This window comes from Nocardioides sp., from assembly GCF_964229035.1.
Taxonomy (GTDB): domain Bacteria; phylum Actinomycetota; class Actinomycetes; order Propionibacteriales; family Nocardioidaceae; genus Nocardioides.
Map to the genome: position 1 here is coordinate 15,308 of NZ_CAXRAZ010000033.1, position 14,985 is coordinate 30,292.

The 14,985-nt window shown below is 71.5% G+C and carries 12 protein-coding genes; 6 read left to right on the top strand and 6 right to left on the bottom strand.

The features are described 5' to 3' along the window. Nucleotides 1–33: 33 nt before the first annotated feature. The 4 genes from ACERUN_RS10160 to ACERUN_RS10175 are packed head-to-tail and all read left to right on the top strand — an operon-like array spanning nucleotide 34 to nucleotide 5,615. A complete protein-coding gene (locus tag ACERUN_RS10160; protein ID WP_370289806.1) occupies nucleotides 34–2,556 on the top strand; it encodes a DNA topoisomerase (ATP-hydrolyzing) subunit A in 2,523 nt (840 codons plus the stop codon). 28 nt (nucleotides 2,557–2,584) lie between these two features. Then, nucleotides 2,585–3,349: an LppX_LprAFG lipoprotein gene (locus ACERUN_RS10165; protein WP_370289807.1), complete on the top strand. Its 765-nt coding sequence runs from the start codon at nucleotides 2,585–2,587 to the stop codon at nucleotides 3,347–3,349. Nucleotides 3,350–3,356: 7 nt separating this feature from the next. Next, nucleotides 3,357–5,111 carry an MFS transporter gene (locus ACERUN_RS10170; protein ID WP_370289808.1) on the top strand — a complete coding sequence of 585 codons (1,755 nt, stop codon included), beginning with the start codon at nucleotides 3,357–3,359 and terminating at the stop codon, nucleotides 5,109–5,111. 9 nt (nucleotides 5,112–5,120) lie between these two features. Beyond that, nucleotides 5,121–5,615, top strand: a complete 495-nt coding sequence (locus tag ACERUN_RS10175) for a beta-class carbonic anhydrase (RefSeq protein WP_370289809.1) — start codon at nucleotides 5,121–5,123, stop codon at nucleotides 5,613–5,615. Between the two features lie 48 nt (nucleotides 5,616–5,663). Here the strand turns inward: ACERUN_RS10175 and ACERUN_RS10180 are convergent, their stop codons facing one another. Further along, complete coding sequence (locus tag ACERUN_RS10180; RefSeq protein ID WP_370289810.1) at nucleotides 5,664–6,050, bottom strand: hypothetical protein; 387 nt, start codon at nucleotides 6,048–6,050, stop codon at nucleotides 5,664–5,666. 47 nt (nucleotides 6,051–6,097) lie between these two features. Beyond that, on the bottom strand, nucleotides 6,098–7,024 hold the full coding sequence (locus ACERUN_RS10185) for an SDR family oxidoreductase (RefSeq protein WP_370289811.1): 927 nt from the start codon (nucleotides 7,022–7,024) through the stop codon (nucleotides 6,098–6,100). Between the two features lie 144 nt (nucleotides 7,025–7,168). Here ACERUN_RS10185 and ACERUN_RS10190 point away from each other — a divergent pair, with 144 nt between their 5' ends. After that, a complete protein-coding gene (locus ACERUN_RS10190) occupies nucleotides 7,169–7,999 on the top strand; it encodes a helix-turn-helix transcriptional regulator (RefSeq protein ID WP_370289812.1) in 831 nt (276 codons plus the stop codon). 22 nt (nucleotides 8,000–8,021) lie between these two features. Here the strand turns inward: ACERUN_RS10190 and ACERUN_RS10195 are convergent, their stop codons facing one another. Both ACERUN_RS10195 and ACERUN_RS10200 read right to left on the bottom strand, forming a co-directional pair. Then, the gene (locus ACERUN_RS10195; RefSeq protein ID WP_370289813.1) at nucleotides 8,022–8,387 is read right to left on the bottom strand and encodes a hypothetical protein; all 366 of its coding nucleotides are present in this window, start codon (nucleotides 8,385–8,387) and stop codon (nucleotides 8,022–8,024) included. Between the two features lie 66 nt (nucleotides 8,388–8,453). Next, nucleotides 8,454–9,899, bottom strand: a complete 1,446-nt coding sequence (locus tag ACERUN_RS10200) for an MFS transporter (RefSeq protein ID WP_370289962.1) — start codon at nucleotides 9,897–9,899, stop codon at nucleotides 8,454–8,456. A 158-nt stretch (nucleotides 9,900–10,057) separates the two neighbouring features. On the opposite strand from ACERUN_RS10200, the gene ACERUN_RS10205 reads away from it, so the two are divergent. After that, nucleotides 10,058–10,684, top strand: a complete 627-nt coding sequence (locus ACERUN_RS10205; protein ID WP_370289814.1) for a TetR/AcrR family transcriptional regulator — start codon at nucleotides 10,058–10,060, stop codon at nucleotides 10,682–10,684. Here the strand turns inward: ACERUN_RS10205 and ACERUN_RS10210 are convergent. Together ACERUN_RS10210 and ACERUN_RS10215 are read right to left on the bottom strand one after the other, a co-directional pair. Next, a complete protein-coding gene (locus ACERUN_RS10210) occupies nucleotides 10,662–12,014 on the bottom strand; it encodes a DUF222 domain-containing protein (protein WP_370289815.1) in 1,353 nt (450 codons plus the stop codon). The two genes, ACERUN_RS10205 and ACERUN_RS10210, sit on opposite strands and share 23 nt — an antisense overlap. A gap of 587 nt (nucleotides 12,015–12,601) precedes the next feature. Continuing rightward, nucleotides 12,602–14,689 carry a type IIA DNA topoisomerase subunit B gene (locus ACERUN_RS10215; protein WP_370289963.1) on the bottom strand — a complete coding sequence of 696 codons (2,088 nt, stop codon included), beginning with the start codon at nucleotides 14,687–14,689 and terminating at the stop codon, nucleotides 12,602–12,604. Nucleotides 14,690–14,985 lie beyond the last annotated feature (296 nt).

The following is a 14,985-nucleotide window of genomic DNA, read 5'->3' on the forward strand; positions in this document are numbered from 1 at the left end:
CGAACCGTCGGGGGCGGACGGGAGAATGCCCCCATGGCACGGAGCACGAAGAGCGGCCCTCCCCCGGAGGACTTCGAGGAGCACATCCTCGACACCGACATCCGCGACGAGATGCAGTCGTCGTTCCTGGAGTACGCCTACTCGGTCATCTACTCCCGCGCCCTGCCTGATGCCCGCGACGGTCTCAAGCCGGTGCAGCGCCGCATCCTCTACACGATGAACGACATGGGCCTGCGCCCCGATCGCGGTCACTCCAAGAGCGCCCGCATCGTCGGTGAGGTCATGGGTCGTCTGCACCCGCACGGCGACGGCGCCATCTACGACGCCCTCGTGCGCACCGCCCAGCCGTGGTCGCTGCGGCTGCCGATGGTCGACGGGCACGGCAACTTCGGCTCCCCCGGCGGCGAGGACCCGCCCGCGGCGATGCGTTACACCGAGGCCCGCATGGCCCCGGCCGCCGTGGCGATGACGGAGTCGATCGACGAGGAGACCGTCGACTTCCGACCCAATTACGACAGCCGCGAGATGGAACCGAGCGTGCTGCCCTCGGCCATCCCGAACCTCGTGGTCAACGGCACCACCGGCATCGCGGTGGGCATGGCCACCAACATGGCCCCGCACAACCTGGTCGAGGTCGTGCAGGCGCTGCGTCACCTCATCCAGCACCCGAACACCGACGTCGACGGCCTGATGCGCTTCATCCCCGGCCCCGACCTGCCCACCGGCGGCAAGATCGTCGGGCTCGACGGCGTGCGCGAGGCCTACGAGACCGGCCGCGGCGTGTTCAAGATGCGCGCCACCGCGCGGGTCGAGACGATCGGACGCCGCAAGGGCATCGTGGTCACCGAGCTGCCCTACGGCATCGGCACCGAGAAGGTGATGGAGCGCATCAAGACCCTGGTGCAGACTAAGAAGGTCCAGGGCATCTCCGACATGAAGAACCTCACCGACCGCGCCAACGGCCTGCGGCTGGTCATCGAGGTCAAGAACGGCTTCGTCGCCGAGGCGCTGCTCGAGCAGCTCTACAAGCTGACCCCGCTCGAGGAGTCCTTCGGCATCAACAACGTCGCGCTCGTCGACGGCCAGCCCCGCACGCTGGGCCTCAAGGAGCTGCTCGAGGTCTTCCTCGACCACCGCTACGACGTCGTGCGGCGTCGCTCGCAGTTCCGGCGCGACAAGAAGGCCGACCGCCTCCACCTGGTCGACGGCCTGCTCATCGCGCTGCTCGACATCGACGAGGTCATCCAGGTCATCCGCACCAGCGACGACTCCGCGGCGGCCAAGGAACGCCTGATGAGCGTCTTCGACCTCTCGGTGGCCCAGGCCGAGTACATCCTCGAAATGCAGCTGCGCCGTCTCACCCGCTTCTCGCGCATCGAGCTGGAGAAGGAGCAGGAGCAGCTGCGCCGCGAGATCGAGGAGCTCGAGGCGATCCTCGCCGACACCGCGCTGCTCAAGAAGGTCGTCTCCACCGAGCTCGGCGAGGTCGCCAAGACCTACGGCACGCCCCGGCGCACGGTGCTGCTCGAGTCCGCCGGCACCGCGGTCACCGCCGCCAGCGCGCCGCTCGAGGTGCCCGACGACCCCTGCTTCGCCCTACTCTCCTCGGCCGGTCTGCTGGCCCGCACGAGCAGCGCCGAGGCGCCCGGGTCCGGCGGCGCCCGCACCAACCACGACGTCGTCGTCTCCGCGGTCGCCACCACCGCACGCGCCGAGATCGGCGTCCTCACCAGCCGCGGGCGCCTGGTGAGGCTCGGCGTGCTCGACCTCCCGGCGATCCCGGCCTCGGCCAACGAGCCCAACCTGCAGGGCGGCCTGCCGCTCTCCGAGGTCGTCGACCTCGCCCCCGGCGAGCGGGCGCTGGCGCTCGCCACCCTCACCACCGACGGGCCGGGCCTCGCCCTGGGCACCCGCCAGGGCGTCGTCAAGCGCGTCAACCCCGAGGTGCTCAACAAGGACGAGTGGGACGTCATCTCCCTCAAGGACGATGACGAGGTGGTCGGCGCCGTCCAGCTGCGCACCGGCCGCGAGGAGCTCTGCTTCATCACCACCGACGCCCAGCTGCTGCACTTCGCCGCCGACCTCGTCCGCCCCCAGGGCCGATCGGGCGGCGGCATGGCGGGCGTGCGCCTCGCGGGCAGCGAGACCGTCGTGTGGTTCGGCGCGCTCGACCTCACCGCACCGGGCGGCGTCGTCCTCGTCACCTCCTCGGGCTCCTCCACCGCGCTGCCCGGCACCGAGGCCGGATCGGTCAAGGTCACCGACTTCTGGGAGTACCCGGCCAAGGGACGCGCCACGGGCGGCGTGCGCTGCCACCGTTTCCTCAAGGGCGAGGACACCATCGTCTTCGCCTGGGCCGGCCCCGCGCCCGCCAGGGCCGCGGCCGCCAGCGGCGCCCCCGTCGACCGGCCCGAGGCCATCGGACGACGCGACGGATCCGGCGTCCCCGCAGCGCAGGCGATCGCCGCCGCAGCGGGCCCGCTCGCGGCGGTGGTCGGGGGCTCCCCCGCCGAGGCCGCCGCACCGGCACCCGACGGCGGCTCGTCCGATGGGTGAGGCTGCGGTCGTGTGTCAGGGTGAGGGCATGCGAACCGCCCGCTCCACCCGCTCTGCCCGAACCGTCCGACCCGCGAACCCCGCCCGGCTCGCCGCCGGCGTGCTCACCGGTCTCGTCGCGCTCGGCGCGCTCACGGCGTGCAGCGGCGACGGCGGGAGCGGCGGCGACCGGCCGACCGGCTGGAAGGAGGCCGGAGCCGAGGCGAAGAAGCTGCTCGACGACACCTCGGGCGTCGAGCTCGAGCTCTCCACCGGCGACGACCCCGGCGTCAACTACCTCTCCTCGGCGCGCGGCACGGTCGTCGCCGATCCGGAGTCGTTCGAGGGCTCGGTGTCGGGCAAGGTCTCCGGCTTCTCGGCCGCCGACGTCCCGGTCATCTCGGTCGACGGCAAGCTCTGGATCAACTACGCGCTGCTGGGCGGCTGGACCGACCAGTTCAACCCCAAGGACCTCTGCGCCCCCGATCCCGCGACGCTGCTGTCGCCGTCCTCCGGCGTCTCCGGCGTGCTCACCAGCAGCACCGACATGTCGGAGGGCAAGGCCGAGCGCGGCGGCACCGACAACAAGGAGGTGTTCCGCACCTACGAGGGCAAGGCCTCCGGCGACGCCATCCGGGCGATCCTCCCGTGCGCCGACGGCGACTCCTTCGACGCCACCTACCGCGTCGACGACAAGGGCTACCTGCGCACCGCTCGACTCACCGGCGTCTTCTTCCCCGGCGCGAAGTCGATGACCTACACGATCGACGTCACCAAGTACGACGTCACCAAGGACATCAGCGCCCCCGAGTGAGCGTGACATGACCGACCACGCGGTCGCCCTGCGCGACCGGCTCCTGCTGGTGTTCTGCGCGGTGGCGGTGGCCTTCGCCGCCGCCGACACCTACGTGGTGGTGCTCGCCCTGCCCGACATGATGCAGGGTGCGGGCATCCCGGTCGACGAGCTGCAGCGGGCGGCCCCCATCGTGTCAGGCTTCCTGCTCGGCTACGTCGCGATCCTGCCCCTGGTGGGCCGCGTCGCCGACCTGCGCGGCCAGGTGCCGGTGCTGACGATGTCGCTGGTCCTGTTCGCGCTGGGCTCGTTCATCACCGCCGCCTCCTTCGACCTGCCCACCATGGTGCTGGGTCGCTTCCTGCAGGGCGTGGGCGGCGGCGGGCTCGTGCCGGCCACCATGTCGCTCGTCGCGGCCCGCTACCCGGTGGAGCGCCGCGGGCTGCCGCTCGGCGTCGTCTCGGCCGTGCAGGAGTTCGGCAGCGTGCTGGGCCCCCTGTTCGGTGCGGGCGTGCTGGCCTTCACCAGCTGGCGCGGGATCTTCGCCCTCAACCTCGCCGGCGGCGCGGTGCTGCTCCTCGCCGTCTGGGCGCTCGCCGGGCGCGAGGACGCCGCCCGCGCCCGCTCGTCGCACGCCGGCACGGGCCGCAGCGGGGCCGCTCTCCTGCTCGACCGCAGCGTGGGGCTCGGCCTGCTCGCCCTCGCTGCACTCACCACGCTCATCACCTTCGCCCAGCCGCCGTCCCTGCAGCGCGACCTCACCTGGGGGCAGCTGTTCATCCCCTACGTCGACGGCGGGAGCCGCTGGGTGACGCCGATCGGCGTGGCCACCGTCGTCTCCGTCGTCGCGCTGCTCGCGTGGTGCTGGTTCCGCCCGCGTGCGCTCGTCGACCTGCGGGGCTGGCTGGCGCACCTGGTGGCCGCCGACCTCGTCGGCGCGGGGTACCTCGCCCTCGTGCTGGGGGGCATCGTGCTGGCCTTCGCCACCGCCGACCCGGCCGTGGCGGTGTGCTCACCGCAGGGCCCGTGGTTCCTGGCCGGATCGGCGATCGCCGCCGTGCTCCTCGTGCTGCACCTGCGCCGCGCCGCCGACCCGATCGTGCCGCGCGGCGCGCTGCGAGCCCGCCCCGCGTGGGGTGCGCTCGCCGTCAGCTTCCTCGTCGGCTGGGCGCTCATCGCCGCGCTGGTCGACATCCCGCTCTTCGCGCGCACCACGACCCAGCAGGACTCCCAGCTCGGCGCCGCCCTCGTGCTGCTGCGCTTCCTGGCCGCGCTGCCGGTGGGCGCCGTGCTCGGTGGGCTGGCGCTGCGGCGGCTGGCGCCCGGCGTCCTCACGGCCGTGGGGATGCTGGCGGCCGGCGTGTCGTTCCTGCTGATGGCGCAGTGGGATGCCACCTCGCTCGACGGCTTCGGCTCGAACGTGCCCCTCGTGCTGGGCGGCCTCGGGTTCGGCCTCGCCCTCGCGCCCGTCAACGCCGCGATCCTCGCCCACACCGACGAGGCCGCGCACGGCCTGGCCAGCGCGCTCGTGGTCGTGGCGCGCATGGTCGGCATGCTCGTCGGCATCTCGGCGCTCACCACCATCGGGCTGCGGCGCCTCTACGCCGCCCAGGAGGCCAACCCCGGCCTCGACATCCGCGAGCTCGGCATCGTGCAGGAGCACGCGGTGTTCGTGGGTGCGGCGGTCGCCGCCTTCCTGGCCGCCGCGCTGGCGCTCGTCGTCCTCGCGGGCGCGCGCACGCGCGAGGTGGACACCGCTGACGTGCTGCGCACCGCCGGTTAGGGTGGCCGCATGGGTGACTTCGACGACCTTCTCAAGGCCAACCACGACTTCGCCGACACCTTCGACCTCGGCGGGTTCGACGGCAAGGCACACGCAGGGGTCGCGCTCGTGACCTGCATGGACTCGCGCATCGACCCCCTGCGCATGCTGGGGCTCAAGCACGGCGACGCCAAGATCTTCCGCAACCCCGGTGGCCGCATCACCGAGGCCGCGCTCGAGGCGCTGGTGCTCGGCACCCACCTGCTCGGGGTCGACCGCATCCTGGTCGTGCCGCACACCCGCTGCGCCATGGCGGCCAACTCCGAGGCCGACATCCACGACAAGATCGGCGCGCAGGTCGGCCACGACGTCACCTGGCACGCCTTCCACGTCATCCCCGACCAGAAGCTGGCGCTCGAGGAGGACGTCCGCAAGGTGCGCTCCCACCCGCTCATCCCCGAGTCGGTGCGCGTCGGCGGCTTCATCTACGACGTCGACTCCGGGCTGCTCGAGCAGCTCGTCTGACACCGCCGCGCGCGTCCTCCGGGCTCACACGAGGACGGAGGATGCGCGCTACAGCAGCTCGCGCAGCGCCTTGTCGACGAGTGCGTCCGGGAAGCCGTCGAGGTGGTCGCGGAGCGTGCCGAGGTCGCCGATCTCACGCAGTTGCGCGAGCAGGGCGGCGACGTCGGCCGCGTCGTCGTCCAGGGCGACGTCGACGAGCAGCGGGCAGTCGACCGCCCCGCCCTCCGGCTCGGGCGGAAGCTGCGGCGTCCAGCAGCCGACCTCGAGCAGCAGGCGGGCGGAGGATCCGAGCCCCTCGACGCGGGTGTCGAGGTACCAGAACAGCTCCCCCACCGGCAGCCGCAGCCGCCCCTTGCGCGCCTTCGCACCGCCGGCCTTGAGCGCCTTGACCACGGCAGCGCGCCGCTGCGCCACGCTCTGCCCCGTCGACGTCACCCGGCCATCCTGCCAGCCGGTGGTTCCGCACCGGCTGCGGGCCGCGGTCACGGCCAGACGATGCCGGCCCACTGCTGCGTGAGCTCCCAGGCGGTCGCGGCGTCCTCCTCGCTCCGCAGCGGGCGCCACAGCGGCTGCGGACCGGGCCTGCCGCCCGCCGAGCCAGGCCCCTGGGGGCCGTAGAAGTCGCGCGGCGCCGCGACCGTCGCGGCCATCAGCGCCGGGAGGGCGGCCGACTCGGCCGTGCCGACGAGCCCGATCCTCGAGAGGGCTCGCACCACCCGCACGCTCACGGTGTCGCGCGAGCGTCCGATCTCCGGTCGGCTGGCGAGCAGACTGGTGGGCGCGACGCCCGGGTGGACCAGAACGCTGCTCAGGCCCCAGCCGCCGGCCTCACTGCGACGCGAGAGCTCGAGCGCGAAGAGCGCCTGCACGAGCTTCGACTGCCGGTAGGCGCGCATGGCGTCGTACGACCTCTCGGACTGCGGGTCCGCCCAGTCGGGAGCGGCGCTCCGCGCGGCGACACTCGTCTGCGAGACCACGCGCGCGGAGCCCGCGCGCAGCAGTGGCAGCAGGTGGGCGACCAGGGCCGCGTGCCCGATGTGGTTGGTGCCGAGCTGCACCTCGAACCCGTCGACCGTGCGCTGGTGCTCCGGTGGCGTCATCAGACCGGCGTTGTTGATCAGCAGGTGCACCGGGGCGGCGTCCTCGACGAGCCCTGCGGCGAACGACCTCACCGATGCAAGCGAGGCCAGGTCCATCGGGTGCAGGACGAGGCGGGCTCCGGGGTGGCCCTCGCGGATCCGGGCCACCGCACGCTCGCCCTTCGCGAGGTTGCGCACCGGCAGCACGACCTCGGCGCCGTTCTCGGCGAGCCGGCGGGCGATCACCAGGCCGATGCCGTCGCTGCCGCCGGTGACGACGGCACGGCGGCCCGTCAGGTCGGGAAGGGTGAGCTGGGGCGTGCGCGGCATGGGTCCGTCCTTGGTGGTCGCGGTGGAGGTGGGACGGGCCGGAGCGGCCCGCCTCGTGGTGAGGAGCCTGCTCGTGCAGCGGATGCCGATCCAGGTACTGCCGGTCCGTGGATCCGCGACACCCGGTCGAGGCACGATGGGCACGTGATCGATCGCAGCGGCCTCGCCGAGTTCCTCCGCGCACGACGCGAGGCCCTCCAACCCGAGGACGTCGGCCTGCCCCGGGGCTCGCGACGGCGCACGAGGGGGCTGCGGCGCGAGGAGGTCGCGCTGCTGTGCCACATGTCGACCGACTACTACCAGCGCCTCGAGCAGGAGCGCGGTCCCCAGCCCTCGCCGCAGATGGTGGCGGCGATTGCGCAGGGCCTGCACCTGAACCTCGACGAGCGCGACCACCTCTACCGGCTGGCCGGCCACGCCGCACCCGACCGCGGCCCCGGCACCAGCTTCATCGCCCCGGGCATCCAGCGCATCCTCGACCGCTTGGAAGACACCCCCGCTGAGATCGTGACCGAGCTCGGCGAGACGCTGCGCCAGACCCGCCTCGGAGTCGCCGTCCACGGGGATCTCACCCGCTACACCGGCTTCGCCCGCAGCCTCGGCTACCGCTGGTTCACAATGCCGGAGGCGCGAGCGATGCACCCGCGGGACGATCACGACCAGCTGTCCCGCATGTACGTCGCGGGCCTGCGCGGCATCGTGGGGCGTCGCGGTCCCGCGTCACGAGCAGCCCAGCTGAGCGAGGACCTGCTCGCGCGCAGCGGGGAGTTCCGGGAACTGTGGGCCCTGAACGAGATCGGCATCCGTCCGCGCGAGTTCAAGCGCTACCAGCATCCGACGGTCGGCCTGCTGGAGCTGCAGTGCCAGGTGCTCCTCGACACCGACAGCGCCCAGATGCTGCTGGTCTACACCGCGTCGCCGGGCAGCGAGAGCCACGAGAAGCTCGCCCTGCTGTCGGTGGTGAGCGCCGCCTGACCCAGCCGAGCGGACGGAGCCGTCACGACAGCGGCACGCGCCACTCGACGTGGTCGCCGGTGAACCACCAGACGCCGTCGCGCTCGACGAGCTCGTCGGCCAGCGTGCCGAGCGGCTCGCCGAGCTCGTTGAGCAGCACGTACTCGGCCACCTGCTCGGGCGTCCACCCGTCGTCCAGGGTGCGGCGCAGGCCGAGCGGACCGTCGACGCCGACGTCCCAGTCGCTGGTGTAGACGAGGCAGAAGACGTCCTCGGACTCGATCCACGAGTCGAGCACCCGCAGACCCGAGCCGTTGATGTCGGGCGCTCCGGCCAGCACCATCTCGAGCACGCGCTCGACCCGCGTGGCGACCCCGAGCGTGGACGAGGGCGCGGCGTCGGGCTGCATCCTTCGAGGGTAGCCAGCCGGCCCCCGCCCACTCCCCCGCTCGATCCGCCACCCTGCCGACCTCTCTCACCGTCGCCGGGCACCCCAGGCGGTGAGCAGTGCGCCGGCCACCAGCACGCCGGCCGCGATGAACAGCGCGATCATGTAGCCGTCGGCGAAGGCGTCGCGCGCAGCGGCGGCGAGACGAGCACCGAGCTCTCGCGGGAGCCCCTGCGCCACGCCCATCGCCTGAACGAAGCCCTCCCCCGCGCGATCGGCCGCCTCCGACGGCAGGCCCTGGACGTCGTCCACGCGGACGCCGTAGGCCACTAGCAGCACCGAGGCCGCGATCGCGCCACCGAGGGCGCCGCCGACCTCGCGGGTCACGTCATTGACGGCTGCCGAGAGCGTGCGACGGTCCTCGGGCAGGCCGCCGATGATCAGCGAGGTGCCCGGGGTCGCTGCGAGCCCGAAGCCGAAGGCGAACAGCACCACGCTGCCGGCGAACCACCACAACGTCGCGTCGAGCGGACCGAGCACTCCCATTCCGACCAGCGCAACAGCCATGGCCAGCATGCCGCTGGCCCCGACGCGGCCGGGGCCGAACCGCTCGACCAGGCCGGGCGCGAGTGCCGACGCGGGCCCGACGCCGAGCAGGAACGGCAGGAACCACAGCGCCGCCTCGAGGGGGCTCTGGCCGCGCAGGTACTGCAGCCACTGGGGCGCGAGCAGGAAGAACGCGTAGGCCGCGACGAACTGCAGGAAGACGAGTCCGCTGCCGGTGGAGAGCAGGCGCGAGGAGAAGAGGCGCACGTCGAGCATCGGCGCGCCCGTGCGCAGCTCGTGGACGACGAAGCCCACCAACCCGACCACACCGAGGGCACCGGCGACCAGCACCTCGGCCGAGGTCCAGCCGCTGTCGGGGCCCTGGATCACCGCGAACATCACGCCGGCGAGGCCGAGGAGCGACAGGACGGCGCCGAGCGGGTCGAGACGCAGGTCGGGGTTGCTCGATCGCGGCACGACGACGAGGCACACGAGCGCCACCACCACGCCCGCGATGCCGGTGGCCACCTGCACGCTCCCCCACCAGAAGCTGTCGAGCAGCAGGCCGGCGCTCACCAGGCCGACCATGGCCCCCGCACCTGAGACGGCCGCCCAGATGGACACCGCGCGCTCCCGACGCTCCGGCGGGTAGGCATCGACCAGCACCGACAGGGTCGCGGGCATGACAGCAGCGGCTCCGAGGCCGGCGAGCCCGCGCAGCGCGATCACGGCCGCGGGCTCCTCGAGGTAGCCGGAGACGGCGCTGGCGCCGGCGAAGACCAGCAGTCCGGCGACGAGGAAACCGCGTCGCCCGAAGCGGTCGGCCGCGATGCCGATGGGAAGCAACAGTGCGGCGAAGACGAGCGCGTAGGCGTTGACGATCCAGGTCGTCTGTACCTGGGTGGCGTCGATCTGCCGCGCGATGTCGGGCACCGCGAGGGCCAGCGAGGAGGTCGCCGCGACGACCAGCGCCAGGGCGGCGCACATCACCACCAGGAGCAACCCCAGTCGTGGGGCGCGAGCATCTCTGGCGGTGTGGGCGGTGGGCGACGAGGAGGATCCGTCGATCGATTCGGAGGTAGAGGTTTGCATGCACTGCACTTTATGCACTGCGTGCAAATCTGACACCGAGTACGATCCTCTGCATGTCGACGACGACCCTGCGCGAACGGCGGCGCGACCAGCTGCGCCGCGAGATCGCCGAGCACGCCCTCGCGCTCGGCGTCCGGGACGGATGGGCCCAGGTCACGGTGGCGCAGATCGCCGAGCAGGCAGGCATCTCACGCCGGGCCTTCTTCACCCACTTCGCCTCGAAGGACGACGCCGTGGTCTTCGGCGCCACCGACGATCTCGCGTTCCTCGAGCAGATGCTCGCCGAACGTTCCACCGGCGCCTCCTTCACCGACGTCCTCCGAGCAGGTGCGCCAGCGTGGGTCGACGATGTCGGCTCGATGGATGCGACCCGCAGGCAGCGCCACCGCATCGAACGCGAGCACCCGGAGGTCGCCGTCCGCATCGCCGCCGCCCGATCCGTCCGTCTGCGCGAACTCGCCGCTCCCCATCTGGCTCATGACCTCGGCCTCGAGGACGACGATCCCGTGGTCGCCATGCTCGCGTCGTCCTTCGCCGGCCTGGGCGCCGCGCTCGACACGATCTTCGCCGCGACCACCGACGCAGTCGCCGCCCGCCGGCACGTGGAGACGTCCATCGACCTGCTAGCGGCGATGGTCGCGCACGCAGCCGCGCGGTCTACGTCCGTCGGTGGAACCTGATCTGTCCGTCGGGTTGTCGTTGCCAGGCGTATCTGGGGTCGTGGAAGAGGTGGTGGTGGCGTGAGCAGGCGGGGACGCCGTCGTCGAGGTTGGTGTGGCCGCCTTCTGACCACGGTGTGAGGTGGTGGATCTCGGTCCAGGCGACGGGGATGTCGCAGCCCTCGGCGACGCAGTGTTGGTGTTTGGCCTTGATGAGGGTGCGTTGGATGCCGGTGAACAGTCTGCGGGTGCGCCCGGCGTCGAGGATCTGCCCGGCACCTGAGAGGACGACGGGCAAGATGGCGGCGTTGCAGGCCAGACGCCTGGTTTCGGTGGCGGTGAGGTCGGTCTCGGTGTGGGTGAGGATGCTGGCGGTGGCCAGGTCGGCGCGCAGCTCGTCGATGCCGATGGTCACGATGACCTGGGTCGCGTTGCCCGAGCTCGCGGGGAAGCCATTCGTGGGGAGGTTCTCCAGCAGGGTCTGGAACGCCCACGCGCGACGCCGCGCGATCGGGATCCGGTCGACCTGACGAAACAGCGCACCCGAAGCGGCCTCCGCGCCGGTCTCACTGGGCTGCTCGCTCTGCTCGCGCTTGTCGGGTTGCTCGGGTTGCTCGGGCTGCTCGGGCTGGTCGGGCTGGTCGGGCTGGTCCTCGGATGCGAAGGGGTTGTCGAGCGCGTCGAGGTAGAGGGTGAGGCGTTCGATCATCGCGGTGGGCCCGGTGATGGTCGCAGCGCTGCGGCCGTTGCCGAGGTGGCGGACCCGGTAGGTCGCGCGCTCGTGCGCCGACTGCTCTTCGGTCTCCAACCTCGCGGCGTCTTCTTCGTCGGCGATGTCGGGGGCGATGACGGCGAGGATGTGGACCCCGAGGCGTTTGAGGTCACCGGGGCCGTGGTCGGCGGCGAAGTGGATCAGCGACGCTTCGGCGTCGAGCTTGATCTGGGTGCCGAGGCGGTCGGGGAGGTTGTCGACCGTCTCGATGATGACCCGGGCTTGGCCGTCGTTGACCAGGCCGCTGCTCATCGCAGCTGCGAGGCGGGGCAGACGCTCCAACGCCTGCGCGAGCTTGTATTGGGTGGCGGTGATGCGGCGGTCGGTGCGGGTGGCATGGGCCAGCCACGCGCCGGGGTCACGGGCACCGGTGTCGTCGGCGACATCACCCGCAGCCGCCAGCACGCGGGCTCGCAGCTCAGTGACGGCGGCCTCGACCTTCGTGAGCTCGACCAAGGCGGTCTTCTTGTCCTCCAGACTCATGAACACCGCCTGGGCCCCACGCACCTCACCCAACGCGCCCTGCAGGGTGTGGGCGCAGGCGATCACCGGGTGGGTCGTGGTGACGTCGACGCTCATGACAGGTGGTGCTCCGAGAACTGCGAGAAGGAGAAGGAGAAGGAGAAGGACTCGTGGGGACCATCATGAGATGGGGGTCCGACACAATGCCCCCTCGACCCCGAGTTCTCCACACCCCACCCCGGGCCGCCCCGAGTGCGCTGCCGACGGCCCGTCGTCCACGCCCGAAATCACCTGACTACTCGACCGAAACTCGTGCTTCTCGCATGAAACTTCAGCCGACCAGCACGAGATTCACCGGCCCACCGGCGAATCCCGAGCCCGTGACGCCGTCGCGCGACACGCAGCTCACCGAGGAGCGGAGCCTCACTTCACACCCCACCCCGACCATGCGACCGACATACCCGATCGACAGCCGCCGGCATGCGTCGTCCACGCCCGCCGACCCGGACTCAGCCGCGCCACCGGCTGACCGTCGTCCACGCCGAAAACCGCCCGACTACTCGACCGAAACTCGTGCTCCTTGCATGAAACTTCAGCCGACCAGCACGAGATTCACCGGCCCACCGGTGAATCTCACCGCCGGCCACGCCCTCGCCCGTACGGCGGAACCGCACCAGCCTGGCGACGCCGTCCAGCCGAACCGGTCAGACGTCCAGCATCTCCTCGGTGAGCTGGCCGCCGTTGTGCACGATGAACTCCTTGCGCGGGGCGACGTCGGAGCCCATGAGCAGCTCGAACACGTCCGCGGAGAGGTGGGCATCGTCCACCGTGAGACGGCGCAGGGTGCGGTGGCGCGGGTCCATGGTGGTCTCGGCCAGCTGATCGGCGTCCATCTCGCCCAGACCCTTGTAGCGCTGCACCGGGTCCTTCCAGCGGATGTTCTTCTTCTTCAGCTCGGCCAGCTTCCGGCGCAGCTCGTCGTCGGAGTAGGTGTAGACGTACTTCTCCTGGCCCTTGCGCGGGTTGGAGATCTCGATGCGGTGCAGCGGCGGCACCGCCGAGTAGACGCGCCCGGCGGCGATGAGGTCGGGCATGTACTTGAAGAACAGCGTCGCCAGCAGCGTGCGGATGTGGGCGCCGTCGGAGTCGGCGTCGGCCATGAAGATGATGCGGCCGTAGCGGCGGGCGTCGAGGTCGAAGGTGCGCCCCGAGCCGGCGCCGACGACCTGGATGATCGAGGCGCACTCGGCGTTCTTGAGCATGTCGCCCACGGAGGCCTTCTGCACGTTCAGGATCTTGCCGCGGATGGGCAGCAGCGCCTGGAACTCGGCGTTGCGCGCCAGCTTGGCGGTGCCGAGCGCCGAGTCGCCCTCGACGATGAACAGCTCGGTGCGCTCGTTGTCGCCCGAGCGGCAGTCGGCCAGCTTGGCCGGCAGCGAACTCGACTCCAGCGCGTTCTTGCGTCGCTGGGTCTCCTTGTGCTGGCGCGCTGCGAGACGGGTCTTGGCGGCGGCCGCGACCTTCTCCATCAGCAGCTTGGCCTGGGCCTTCTCCGCACGCTTGGACGACGTCAGGAACTCCTTGAGCTCCTTGGCGACCACCCGGCTCACGACCGTGCGGGCCGCCGGGGTGCCGAGGATCTCCTTGGTCTGGCCCTCGAACTGCGGCTCCGCGAGGCGCACCGTGACGATCGCGGTCATGCCCTCGAGCACGTCGTCCTTGATGACGTTGTCGTCGTTGACCTTGAGCACCTTCGCCGCCCGCATGGCGTCGTTGAAGGTCTTGGTCAGCGCGCTCTCGAAGCCGGTGACGTGGGTGCCGCCCTTGGGGGTGGCGATCACGTTGACGAACGAGCGGAGCGTCGTGTCGTAGCCGGTGCCCCAGCGCACGGCGACGTCGACGGTGAGCTCGCGCTCGACGTCCTGCGGGGTCATGTGGCCCTTGTCGTCGAGCAGCGGGACGGTCTCGGTGAAGGTGTCGCTGCCCTGGAGGCGCAGCACCTCGGTGACCGGCTCGTCGGAGGCGAGGAAGTCGCAGAACTCGCCGATGCCGCCGTCGTGGCGGAAGCTCTCCTCGACCGACTCCTCGCCGCGCAGGTCGCGGATGACGAGCTCGAGGCCGGGAACGATGAAGGACGTCTGCCGCGCGCGGCCGATGAGGCCCTCGAGCTCGAAGTCGGCGTCCTTGGTGAAGATCTGACGGTCGGGCCAGAACCGGATGCGGGTGCCGCTGCGGCCCTTCGCCACGCGCCCGCCCTTGCGGGTCAGACCCGACTGGGGAGCGAACCCCGCGTCGGGGCCGTCGGCGTCGAACACGCCGGGCACGCCACGGCGGAAGCTGAGGCCCTGCACGGCGGGCGAGCGCTCCACGTCGATGTCCATGCGGCTCGAGAGGGCGTTGACGACCGAGAGGCCGACGCCGTGCAGACCACCCGTGGCCACGTAGGAGCCACCGCCGAACTTGCCGCCGGCGTGCAGCTTGGTGGCGACCACCTCGACGCCCGGCAGCCCCGTCTTGGGCTCCTTGTCGGTGGGGATGCCGCGGCCGTCGTCGTGCACCTCGACCGAGCCGTCGGCATGCAGCGTGACCTCGACGCGGTGGGCGAAGCCGCCGAGGGCCTCGTCGACACCGTTGTCGATGATCTCCCACACGCAGTGCATGAGGCCTCGGGTGTCGGTCGACCCGATGTACATGCCCGGCCGCTTGCGCACCGCCTCGAGACCCTCGAGCACCAGCAGGTGCGCTGCGTTGTAGGTGTTGTCGGCGATGACCGGCTCCTTCGTCGTGCTGATCGTCCGCGCCTGGCGAGCGCGCGGGACGAATCTACCCGCGACACGCCGCGCTGCCGTGCAGGCGCTCCCCGCCCGCGTGGACGACGATGGCGTGCACCACAGCCGTCGCGGACCCGATCGTCGAGTCGACGACGGCGGTGGTCGGTCCGGACCACGGCGCGGTGGTCGTTCGCAGGATCACATCCGTGTTCCAGGCGTGGAAAATCGGATCCGGGGAACGGCTACGAATGCTTGGATGAAGGGCCTCATCCGGTGGGATGAACCACACCGGAACGGGAATCTTTGAATCAGTCGCT